A 10,647-nucleotide genomic window follows, 5' to 3' on the forward strand; every position below is an offset into this window, starting at 1 on the left:
GGCGACCCCGGGGCCGCCTCCGCGACCCTGTCCGGACCACCACCACGGCAAGATCGTGAATCCGTGCTCAATCTGTGACCTCCACCACGCCCACCCTCCCCGGCACGGGACCGCCTTTGCACGGGGACGGCCACTCGTGCTAGGCCCGCGGAGCGAAGTGGACCAATCGGAAAATGTCATGGTCACAGCCTCTTAACAGGGCAATGATCGACTTCCGGAAGAGCCCTCCGGAGCGCCCGACTCCGCTCGAAGTGCGCGCGTACACGCCGAGTGTGGCGCAACACACCTTTGTTGAACGGGACCTCTCGCGGCTGATAGCCGTGGTGACATGTCCCAGACCGCCCACATACCCAGCCACCGGAAACCCCGTCGAGCCGGCAGGAACCCCCTGCTGCGCACGGGCGTTGCCGGTGGCGTCCTCAGCACTCTCGCGGTGACCGCCGCGGCCGCGCCCTCCTCCGCCGAGGAGAGGAAGACGGCCGCCGACACCGCCGGGATACCCGCGATCGTCCCCGACGCGGCCACCGGCACCCTGCGGGCCGCCGACGCCAACCGGACGGTCGCCACCCGGTACGAGACCGAGGCCGCGCGGACCCTGGCCGCCGAACAGGCCATGGAGCGGGCCGGAGAACTGGCCGAGAAGAAGAAGGCCGAGGCCGAACGCAGGGCGGCGGAGGCCGCCGAGGCCGAGCGTGAGCGCGCCGCCCGGGAGCGGGCGGCGCGCGATTCCCGGCGCACCACCCTCAGCGCCGCCCCCGCCGAGACCGCGGCCCCCTCCGCGCCCGCCGCCTCCGCGGCGACCGGCGGCGGCAACGCGGCGACCCTGGTGAGCTTCCTGCGCGCGCAGGTCGGCAAGGCCTACGTCATGGGCGCCACCGGCCCGAGCGCCTACGACTGCTCCAGCCTCACCCAGGCCGCCTTCCGCCAGGCCGGGATCAGCCTCCCGAGGACCTCGCAGCCGCAGTCCACCGCGGGCACCCAGGTCTCCCTGAGCAGCGTGCGGCCGGGCGACATCCTCTACTGGGGCAGCGCAGGCAGCGCGTACCACGTCGCCGTCTACATCGGCAACGGCCGCTTCATCGGCGCCCAGAACCCCTCCACCGGCGTCGTCGAGCGCGACATGAGCTACGACATGCCGACGGGCGCGGTGCGCGTGCTGTGACGCCTCCGGCGTCCCCGTGACGAGCACACGTGCGGTCCCCCGCGCCGTACGGGCCCGCGCCCGCTATGCGCGGGGGGCGGCCTTCGTCAGCCCGTTGATGATCCGGTCCATCGCGTCGCCGCCCGTCGGGTCCGTCAGGTTGGCCAGCAGCTTCAGCGTGAAGCGCATCAGCACCGGGTGGGTCAGACCCCGCTCGGCCGCCAGCCTCATGACCCTGGGGTTGCCGATCAGCTTCACGAAGGCGCGGCCCAGCGTGTAGTAGCCGCCGTAGGTGTCCTTGAGGATCCTCGGGTAGCGCCGCAGCACCAGCTCGCGCTGCGCCGGGCTCCGCCGGGCGTGGGCCTGGACGATGACGTCGGCCGCGATCTGCCCGGACTCCATGGCGTACGCGATGCCCTCGCCGTTGAACGGGTTGACCATGCCGCCCGCGTCACCGACCAGCAGCAGCCCCCGCGTGTAGTGCGGCTGCCGGTTGAAGGCCATCGGCAGGGCCGCGCCGCGGATCGGGCCGGTCATGTTCTCGGGCGTGTACCCCCACTCCTCGGGCATCGAGGCGCACCACGCCTTGAGGACCTCGCGCCAGTCCAGCTCCTTGAAGGAGGCGGAGGTGTTGAGCACGCCCAGGCCGACGTTGGAGGTACCGTCGCCCATGCCGAAGACCCAACCGTAGCCGGGCAGCAGCCGGTCCTCCGTCCCCCGCCGGTCCCACAACTCCAGCCAGGACTCCAGGTAGTCGTCGTCGTGGCGCGGCGAGGTGAAGTACGTGCGCACGGCCACGCCCATCGGACGGTCCTCGCGCCGGTGCAGGCCCATCGCCAGCGACAGCCGCGTGGAGTTGCCGTCCGCGGCGACCACCAGCGGGGCGTGGAAGGAGACCGGCGTCTTCTCCTCGCCCAGCTTCGCCTCCACACCGGTGATCCGGCCGGTGCGCTCGTCGGTGATCGGCGCACCGACGTTGCACCGCTCGTACAGCCGCGCCCCCGCCTTCTCGGCCTGCCGGGCGAGCTGCTCGTCGAAGTCATCGCGCCGGCGGACCAGCCCGTAGTCCGGGTAACTCGCCAGCTCCGGCCAGTCGAGCTGGAGCCGGGTGCCGCCGGCGATGATCCGCAGGCCCTTGTTGCGCAGCCAGCCCGCCTCCTCGGAGACGTCGATGCCCATCGCCACGAGCTGCTTGACCGCGCGCGGGGTCAGTCCGTCGCCGCAGACCTTCTCCCGGGGGAAGGCCGTCTTCTCCAGCAGCAGGACGTCGAGCCCGGAGCGGGCCAGGTGGTAGGCGGTGGTGGAGCCGGCGGGGCCGGCTCCCACCACGATCACATCGGCGCTGTGCTCGGAGGCTGCCTTCGAGGGGGACTCGGTCACGACGGACTCCCGCAGGACTCGGTGTTCAACGTGCCGGTCGCGCCGGACACTGGACGGAAGCAGTCTATGCAGGGGCCTCCGGCCCGCCGGGAACAGGGACGCGCGTGCGAACTCCCGCCCCCGCCACCGATCGCTCTGTCGACCCGGCCGCCCGGTCCGCTCCCGGTCCTACGGGGCGAACCCCCGGTGCAGGGCGACGATCCCGCCCGTCAGGTCGCGCCAGGCGACTCTCCCCCACCCGGCGTCCTGGAGCCCGCGGGCCAGGCCGGGCTGGTCGGGCCAGGCACGGATGGACTCGGCGAGGTAGACGTACGCCTCCGGATTGCTGGAGACGGCCTCCGCCACGGGCGGCAGGGCCCGCATCAGGTACTCGGTGTAGACCGTGCGCAGCGGCGCCCAGGTGGGATGGCTGAACTCGCAGATGACGACCCGGCCGCCGGGCTTGGTCACCCGCAGCATCTCGCGCAGCGCGGCGCCGGTGTCCTGGACGTTGCGCAGCCCGAAGGAGATGGTGACGGCGTCGAACGCGTCGTCGGCGAACGGCAGCCGGGTCGCGTCCCCGGCCGTGAACGGCATCCACGGTTCGCGCTTCTTGCCCTCCCGCAGCATCCCGAGGGAGAAGTCGCACGGCACGGTGTACGCCCCGGCGGTCGCGAACGGCACCGAGGACGTCCCCGTCCCGGCCGCCAGGTCCAGCACCCGCTCCCCCGGCCGCGCGTCCACGGCGCGGGCGACCTCGCGCCGCCACAGCCGGCTCTGCCCCAGGGACAGCACGTCGTTGGTGATGTCGTACCGGGCCGCCACCTTGTCGAACATCGCGGCGACTTCGTTGGGCTGCTTGTCCAGGCATGCGCGTGTCATGCGCCCATCCTCCCAGCCCCACCCTCCTGACCTGGCCTCGCCCTGCCCCGGGTTCCCCGGCGCACGGGCGCACGGAGCTGTGGCACGCCACCGCGAACCGGTCGGCCGACACGAGGCCCGCGACCGTTCGGATCCGGCCGATCCCGTCAGGCCACGCCCGAGTTCTTTGCGGTGTCTCCCGCGGGTGCGTTACACACTGTTTCCGTAGATGTGTTGACCGTCATCATGGGGGAGACCGTGTCGTTCGACGAAGAGTGGGCCCAACTCGTGGCGAAGGCCACGCGCGAGCAGGCGGCCCGCACCCGTCTCAACACACTCGACGGGGGCGGTGGCGGTGGCGGCGCGAACAAGACCCTGCACGTCACCCCGGGCGAGCTCATCAAACGCGCGGGCAGGACCGACACCATCCGCGGCGACTTCGCCGACGCGGACAACGCCGTCATCAAGCAGACCGGGGAAGTCCCCGCAGGCCTCACCGGCTTCAGGTCCGCCACCGCGTTCACAACCTTCCGGGAACGCTGGGAGGAGCAGATGAAGTACCTCCAGGGACTACTGGAAAACGGGGTGGCCAAGCCTCTGCGCGCCGCTGCCGGCGAACTCCAGCAGGAGGACGGCGAACGGGCCAAGGTGATCGACGGCCTCAAGATGGAGGACGGGAAGGGTTCGGAAAGGTGACACTGAGCTACAGCACGGTCAAAGACGCCGACCTCGCACCACTGTCGGAGGCTGTGGCCAGGTGGAGGAACCTGCCGGGCAAGTTCACCACCATCGCCACGTCTTTCAGGACCGAGGTGGCCGACGCCCTGCGCGCCTCCGACTGGGAGGGGGAGGCCGCGAAGGCCGCGTTCAAGAAGTTCGGCCAGGTGCAGAAGCAGATGGGGAACGCCGCGGACGAGGCCGCCGACGTTCACCGGCTGCTCGACAGCGCTCTGGAGAGCTTCCGCTCCGCCCGGAAGCGACTCCGGAATGTCGCCGACGAGGTGGCCGAGGACAGGAATCTCAAACTCTCCTCCGCCGGGCTGGTGTACCTGGACCCGGACGACACGAAGAAGCCCGAGCGGCTCGCCGTACTCAAGCAGGCCTACGAGGACGTGATCCGCGGTTACAACGACCGCGTCAAAGCGGCTCTCGAAGACGCGACCGAGGCGGACACCGCACTGCACTGGGCCCTGTCCCAGGACCCCAACGGGCGTTCCCCCGGCTTCCATCCCGACATGTTCCGCAGTATCCGGGAAGCCCGGCAGGGAAGGGACCGGGCCCGCAAGGACGCCGACACCCTCGTCAGGCTCACCTCTCTCGGCCCCGACATCACCAACGAACAGCTCGAACAGTTCAACCGCCTGGCCCGGAAGCACGAGGGTGACCCCTATTTCGCCGAACGGTTCGCCGTCAGAACAGGCCCTGAGGGCACCCTGCGCTTCTGGCAGGGCATCGCCGACGCCCGTCCGCCCAGCAGCGCGGCAGAAAAAACTCTGGCCGGTATCCAGAAGTCACTGTCCCACACTCTTGCCACTGCCTCGCATTCCCAGAGCGAGGCCATACAGGAGTGGAAGAAGAAGATGATCGAACTCGGAAAAGAACGCATCTATTTTACTCACTCAGGCGAGATGGCGATGCTGCCAAGTAAGGGGGCTTACGGGTTCTCCATCATGAGCAGTTTGATGCGTCATGGCGAGTACGACACCGACTTCCTGAAGCATTACGGAAACGAACTCTATCACTTCGAGAAAGACCAGAAAGGCGACCTGGAGGATCTCTGGCAGGTAGATAATTACAAAGCCCGACTCAACTTCGGCTCTGACTCCGGAAATGATCCAATGAGTGGGTACTTGGAGGCCTTGGGGCGCAACCCAGAGGCATCCAAGGCCATGTTCGACTCAACACCTTGGGAAGTGGCAAAAGATCCCGGCCACGTCGAAAAACTCAACCCGTTCCTTGCCTACCTCATGCACGAGCGTGACTGGCCTCAGGATTCGGTAGAGGGCGAAGACCCCTACAAGGGTTATGGATACGATGAGTTCGGGCATGCCCTCGAAGCCGCCACACTCGGCTTTCCGTACGATCGTCCGGATCTAGGAGCAGCGTCCTACCTGGGCTCCGAGGGGGACGGTTCTCCTGGGAGAACCGCGCTTCGGGACGAAACTGCAGCAAACATCATGAGTCAAGTTGTAGCAGTCGTCGGATTCTACCCCGATTATGTCACGGATCACCCTGGAATTGGTGACAGCTTGGCCAAGATGGGGGCCGGGTACATGGACGACTTGAGCTACTCTGTTTCAAGCTTTGCAAACATAGAACATGACACAGACCTGAGGGACAAGACTTTCCGGCGGGGAGATGATATTGGCCACATAAACATTGAGGAAAACCTGGCCAAGGATTTTCTGGAGAGCGTTGGAAAGCATTCTGTTTCTTACGAAATCTTGTCTGCTGCACAGGAGTCCTACACAGTCAGCGCATTGAAGTACTACCCGGAGCCCGATGAAGAACTGAATCGAATTATTGACACAAGTGCAAAGTTCCACTCCATCCTCGACAATGCAAGGGCCGAGCATATCGACAGTCATGCAGAGGAGAAGGCTCAAGAGTACGCCGAAGCAGCGGAGTGGAAGAATTTTGCAGTAAGCCACGGCGTGGGAATAGGTGTAGGACTTGCCACACTCCCTTTCGGTGGGCCCGCCACTTCCGCTGCGGTCTCGTTTGTGGTGCCTGCCATCATCGAGGGAGCGGGCGACGCAGTAGAGACAAAACTTGGGATGGAAATCGACCGGGAGTTGAGAGAGAGGGAGAAGGGCATCGAGGAAAAGGCGGAAATGGAGAAAGACGAGTTCAAGAATATTGGGAAGTCTCGCGCCGCATCGCCTCTCTCTGCCTATGCAAAGGCTCATGGCATCCCCGGCGACGATCCATGGTTTGCAGAGCGAAGAAGGTTTACAGAACTCTACTACGGCAGATAGCGCAGGAAAAGAAGGATGAATAATAGTGAGAAATAGAATGGGACTACGTCTCTCGAAGAAGGTACTAATTCTCTTCGCCGCAACAGCAATCGCCGTGGTCTCGGGATGCGCGGGAGGAGAGGACGGAGAGGTCGAAGCGAAATTAACTTGTGGAGGCTTGTCCGATCTCGCAGCCACAGCGATGGCTGATATTACGGGGGAGAGCAGATTCCCCGCTTCGTCTCAAGCGGATGCGAAGGTCTTCTCCGAAAACTTCTCCGGGGACGTCGTGAACGGCGGGAAGGACCCCCATGTCTTCTGTGAAGTATTCAACTCGAGAGGTGATGACTTCCCTAACCCAAAAATAAAGTTTACACTCTCCAGCAAGGCAGATATCCCGCCTCCGGTTGAAGAGGGCCTGGTCGGAGAGAGTAATTTTCCTGTGGCTTTGAGGTCCGTAAGTAATTCTAGAGGTGCTGACATATATTTCGAATGCCGTGCACCATGGATGAAGAACAAAGACACCTCCACTGTGATCCGCGCCGAACTTGATTACGAGAAAACCAGCAGGGCCGGTTTGGGAACGTTGAAGAAGAACATGGACCTCCTTCAGCACGTAACTCACGGCGTTGCCGAGGAATTGGAATGCGAGAACCATGGAGGTATTCAGAAGAGGAATAAACCCTGGTGATCTTCTGACGTGCGGGATGCCGGTCCAGCTCCAGGAGGCCGGTTCGGCGGGACCCCGGAGGTCCGGGGGGTCAGGTGCGGCGGTGGAGGAGGCGGCCGGCGAGGACCGTGGCGAGGCAGCGGCCGTCGGCGGCGTGGACGGCGAAGTCCGCGCGGGCGCCCGCGGAGAGGGTGGCGGGACGGGGAACGGGCAGGACGGTCAGGCCCGAGCGCTGGACGGCGGTGCGCACCGAAGGGCGGGTGAAGGGGCCGACGACGGAGGTGACGCCCTCCCGCAGCAGACGCTGCAGGCCGCGACGGGCGCTGTGGCCCCAGCGCGTCTCGTCCATCGGGAAGGCCGCCAGGGCGGAGCCCGTGAGCGGTTCGGTGTCGGGGATGCCGGGCAGGCCGACCTCGCGCGGGTCCGGGTGGTAGGCGGCCTCCAGCCGGGCCGCCGCGTCCACCGCGCAGCGACCGGGGGCCAGTTCGCCGGGCCAGCGGCGGACGCGGGCGGCCGGGTACGCATCGGCGAGCCCGTCGGCGGGGCCGATCGCCACGATCCGGCCGCCTCCGACCGCCACCGCGTGCCCGTCCAGCGGCTCACCGTCCTCGGTGGGGCGGACGGCGAGCGGGGCGTGGATGGTCAGCACGGTGGCGGGCGATTCGGTCGGCGCGGGGTCAGTTGGCGTCGATGAGCTTCAGTTCGGGGTGCGCGGTGCCGCCCTCGATCGCGGTGGAGGACAGGTGGGAGACGACGCGGTCGTCCACCGGGTCCTTCGCCGGGTCCCCGTGGACGACCAGGTGCTCGTACGTCGTCGAGCGCTGTGCCGGGACGCGTCCGGCCTTGCGGATGAGGTCGATCAGCTCCACGCGGTTGGAGCGGTGCTTCGCCCCGGCCGAGGAGACGACGTTCTCCTCCAGCATCACCGAGCCCAGGTCGTCCGCGCCGTAGTGCAGGGAGAGCTGGCCGATCTCCTTGCCCGTCGTCAGCCAGGAGCCCTGGATGTGGGCTACGTTGTCCAGGAAGAGCCGGGCGACGGCCAGGATGCGCAGGTACTCGAAGAGCGTGGCCTGGGTGCGGCCCTTGAGGTGGTTGTTCTCCGGCTGGTAGGTGTACGGGATGAAGGCGCGGAAGCCGCCGGTGCGGTCCTGCACCTCCCGGATCATGCGAAGGTGCTCGATGCGCTCGGCGTTGGTCTCGCCGGTGCCCATCAGCATGGTGGAGGTGGACTCCACGCCCAGCCGGTGGGCGGTCTCCATGATCTCCAGCCAGCGTTCGCCGGACTCCTTCAGCGGTGCGATCGCCCTGCGCGGGCGCTCGGGGAGCAGTTCGGCGCCGGCTCCGGCGAAGGAGTCCAGGCCGGCGTCGTGGATGCGGCGGATCGCGTCCTCCACCGTCACGCCCGAGATCCGGGCCATGTGCTCGACCTCGGAGGCGCCCAGGGAGTGGATCACCAGCTCGGGGAAGCGCTCCTTGATCGCCGAGAAGTGCTCCTCGTAGTACTCCACACCGAAGTCGGGGTGGTGGCCGCCCTGGAACATGATCTGGGTCCCGCCCAGCGCCACGGTCTCCTCGCAGCGGCGCAGGATGTCGTCCAGGTCCCGCGTCCAGCCCCTGTCCGTGTCCTTGGGCGCGGCGTAGAAGGCGCAGAACCGGCAGGCGGTCACACAGACGTTGGTGTAGTTGATGTTGCGCTCGATGATGTACGTGGCGATGTGCTCGGTACCCGCGTACCGGCGGCGGCGTGCCGTGTCGGCCGCCCGGCCCAGCGCGTGCAGCGGGGCATGCCGGTAGAGCTCCAACGCCTCCTCCGCGCTGATCCGCCCGCCCCCGGCGGCGCGGTCGAGTACGGACTGGAGGTCGGCGTTATCGGTCACCGGGCGGTCCTCTCGGGCTTGCGGTCGGGTCGGTCGGGCCGGTCGCCACGCGGCGGTACTGCGTCCGATCCAGCGTACGCCAGTGCCCGTACGGCCTTTCGGCAGGTCAGTCCGTCCGGTCGGGCGGGCCGGGGCGGTACGGCGAGGGGGTGCGACCCCGGCTCAGGAGCTCGACGCGCACATCGGCCGGGAATCCGGTGGTGGGTCCGGTCCGGCGGGCGAACTCGGCGATTCCGTGGAGCTGTTCGGGGTCCAGCCGGAAGTCCAGGGTGGTGAAGTAGCGCTCCAGCAGTCCGGCGTCGAACGCCTCCCAGCGGGCCGCCTGCTCGGCCACCTTGTCGACCTCCTCGAGGGAGAGGTCTCGGGAGGCGAGGAAGGCCCGGTGGACCTCCCGCACGGTCTCCGGCTCGCGTTCCAGGTAGTCGCGGCGGGCGGCGAAGACGGCGAAGACGAACGGCAGACCCGTCCACTCCTTCCACATCAGCCCGAGGTCGTGGACCCGGAGGCCGAGCCGGGGCGCGTCGTGCAGGGAGGCCCGCAGCGCGGCGTCGCCGATCAGCACGGCGGCCTGGGCCTCCTGCATCATCAGGCCGAGGTCGGGCGGGCAGGTGTAGTAGTCGGGGGCAAGGCCGTGGCGTTCGGCGAGCAGCAGCTGGGCCAGCCGCACCGAGGTGCGGGACGTGGAGCCGAGGGCGACGCGCTCGCCGTCGAGGGCGTCCAGCGGCACCTTGGAGACGATCACGCAGGACATCACCGGCCCGTCGCAGCCCACCGCGATATCGGGCAGCGCGACCAGCCGGTCGGCGTTGCGGAGGAATTCCACGAGGGTGATCGGGCCGATATCGAGATCCCCGTTCACCAGCTGTTCACTCAGTTTCTCCGGGGTGTCCTTGGTGAGCTCCAGGTCCAGCAGGGTGCCGGTGCGGGCGAGTCCCCAGTAGAGGGGCAGGCAGTTGAGGAACTGGATGTGCCCGACGCGGGGCCGCCTCCGCAGGGGCTCGGTGACGGGCTGGTCAGCGTCATTGGTGTCCACCTCGCGAGGCTATCCCCGCAGGTCCGGCTCGCCTCCTCGGGGGTGCTCACCCGGACGGGCGCGCCGGAACGTGATCACCCTTCCACTCCGGTGGGCACCGTGCTACGCTCACAGCAAGTTGCAGTTTGGTTTCCCTTGCAGTACAGAGCCTGCGGAGCATGTGACCGCGGGCTCTCGTCGTTTTCAGAGTTCTTCAGTGGCTTCTGGAGCAGGGCAACCCTTATAGGCCCAAGGAGGGCTTATGGCTACCGGAACCGTCAAGTGGTTCAACGCCGAAAAGGGCTTTGGTTTCATCGCCCAGGACGGCGGCGGTCCCGATGTGTTCGTTCACTACTCCGCGATCAACGCGAACGGTTTCCGTTCCCTGGAGGAGAACCAGGCGGTCACCTTCGACGTGACGCAGGGCCCGAAGGGTCCGCAGGCGGAGAACGTCACCGCGGCCTGAGTTGCCCGGCTCGGCCAGACCTCCTGGCCGTGACGGCGTATGCCGCCCGTGAGGGCGGCGCGGCGCCGGCAGACGACCGGATGAGCAGTACCCAAGGAGCCCCCGCCTCGGCGGGGGCTCCTGCCTTTCCCGGGCCCGGCCGGCGCCCGGGTGCGGGAGCCGGCCGGGCCTGGTGGACGCAGGGCTTGATCAAGTTCCCTCGGTTCCCGGGTTGTTGGTGATGCCCAGGAGTGGAAGTGCTCGTTCGGGTTGGTCGCGGATTGCGCGGGTGGTCTTGGCGATGTTGTCGGCTCCCAGGGTTCTG

General features: G+C 67.4%; 10 protein-coding genes. 5 read left to right on the top strand and 5 right to left on the bottom strand.

Features of this window, described 5'->3' with window-relative positions:
* Positions 1-328 precede the first annotated feature (328 nt).
* A complete protein-coding gene (locus LJ221_RS16505; RefSeq protein ID WP_241717493.1) occupies positions 329-1,162 on the top strand; it encodes a C40 family peptidase in 834 nt (277 codons plus the stop codon).
* A 63-nt stretch (positions 1,163-1,225) separates the two neighbouring features.
* Here the strand turns inward: LJ221_RS16505 and LJ221_RS16510 are convergent, their stop codons facing one another.
* Both LJ221_RS16510 and LJ221_RS16515 read right to left on the bottom strand, forming a co-directional pair.
* Positions 1,226-2,521 carry a geranylgeranyl reductase family protein gene (locus LJ221_RS16510; RefSeq protein WP_241717494.1) on the bottom strand — a complete coding sequence of 432 codons (1,296 nt, stop codon included), beginning with the start codon at positions 2,519-2,521 and terminating at the stop codon, positions 1,226-1,228.
* Between the two features lie 168 nt (positions 2,522-2,689).
* Positions 2,690-3,382 (bottom strand): demethylmenaquinone methyltransferase, encoded by a 693-nt coding sequence (locus LJ221_RS16515; protein ID WP_241717495.1) that lies wholly within the window; start codon positions 3,380-3,382, stop codon positions 2,690-2,692.
* A 213-nt stretch (positions 3,383-3,595) separates the two neighbouring features.
* Between LJ221_RS16515 and LJ221_RS16520 the strand changes: the two genes are divergently transcribed.
* From LJ221_RS16520 to LJ221_RS16530, 3 genes are read left to right on the top strand one after another with little or no spacing between them, the layout of a single operon-like run.
* Positions 3,596-4,057, top strand: coding sequence for a type VII secretion target (locus LJ221_RS16520; RefSeq protein WP_241717496.1), 462 nt, complete (start codon positions 3,596-3,598; stop codon positions 4,055-4,057).
* A complete protein-coding gene (locus LJ221_RS16525) occupies positions 4,054-6,339 on the top strand; it encodes a hypothetical protein (protein ID WP_241717497.1) in 2,286 nt (761 codons plus the stop codon). The genes LJ221_RS16520 and LJ221_RS16525 overlap by 4 nt, the downstream gene beginning before the upstream one ends.
* A 37-nt stretch (positions 6,340-6,376) precedes the next feature.
* The gene (locus LJ221_RS16530; RefSeq protein WP_241717498.1) at positions 6,377-7,009 is read left to right on the top strand and encodes a hypothetical protein; all 633 of its coding nucleotides are present in this window, start codon (positions 6,377-6,379) and stop codon (positions 7,007-7,009) included.
* 70 nt (positions 7,010-7,079) lie between these two features.
* Here the strand turns inward: LJ221_RS16530 and LJ221_RS16535 are convergent, their stop codons facing one another.
* From LJ221_RS16535 to LJ221_RS16545, 3 genes are all read right to left on the bottom strand, one after another.
* Positions 7,080-7,637: a hypothetical protein gene (locus LJ221_RS16535; protein ID WP_241717499.1), complete on the bottom strand. Its 558-nt coding sequence runs from the start codon at positions 7,635-7,637 to the stop codon at positions 7,080-7,082.
* A 28-nt stretch (positions 7,638-7,665) separates the two neighbouring features.
* Entirely contained in the window at positions 7,666-8,865 is a 1,200-nt protein-coding gene (mqnC, locus tag LJ221_RS16540; RefSeq protein ID WP_241717500.1) for a cyclic dehypoxanthinyl futalosine synthase, read from the bottom strand.
* Between the two features lie 106 nt (positions 8,866-8,971).
* Positions 8,972-9,898 carry a menaquinone biosynthetic enzyme MqnA/MqnD family protein gene (locus tag LJ221_RS16545; protein ID WP_241717501.1) on the bottom strand — a complete coding sequence of 309 codons (927 nt, stop codon included), beginning with the start codon at positions 9,896-9,898 and terminating at the stop codon, positions 8,972-8,974.
* A 241-nt stretch (positions 9,899-10,139) separates the two neighbouring features.
* On the opposite strand from LJ221_RS16545, the gene LJ221_RS16550 reads away from it, so the two are divergent.
* Positions 10,140-10,343, top strand: a complete 204-nt coding sequence (locus LJ221_RS16550; RefSeq protein ID WP_093660436.1) for a cold-shock protein — start codon at positions 10,140-10,142, stop codon at positions 10,341-10,343.
* Positions 10,344-10,647 lie beyond the last annotated feature (304 nt).

Origin of the sequence: Streptomyces sp. CNQ085, from assembly GCF_022614595.1 — a bacterium.
In the GTDB taxonomy this organism is placed as follows: Bacteria; Actinomycetota; Actinomycetes; order Streptomycetales; family Streptomycetaceae; genus Streptomyces.

Excerpts from the sequence above, each read along its gene's own strand:
- LJ221_RS16505 (WP_241717493.1), top strand. The coding sequence starts at position 329 with ATGTCCCAGACCGCCCACATACCCAGCCACCGGAAACCCCGTCGAGCC.
- LJ221_RS16515 (WP_241717495.1), bottom strand. The coding sequence starts at position 3,382 with ATGACACGCGCATGCCTGGACAAGCAGCCCAACGAAGTCGCCGCGATG.
- LJ221_RS16550 (WP_093660436.1), top strand. The coding sequence starts at position 10,140 with ATGGCTACCGGAACCGTCAAGTGGTTCAACGCCGAAAAGGGCTTTGGT.
- LJ221_RS16530 (WP_241717498.1), top strand. The coding sequence starts at position 6,377 with ATGGGACTACGTCTCTCGAAGAAGGTACTAATTCTCTTCGCCGCAACA.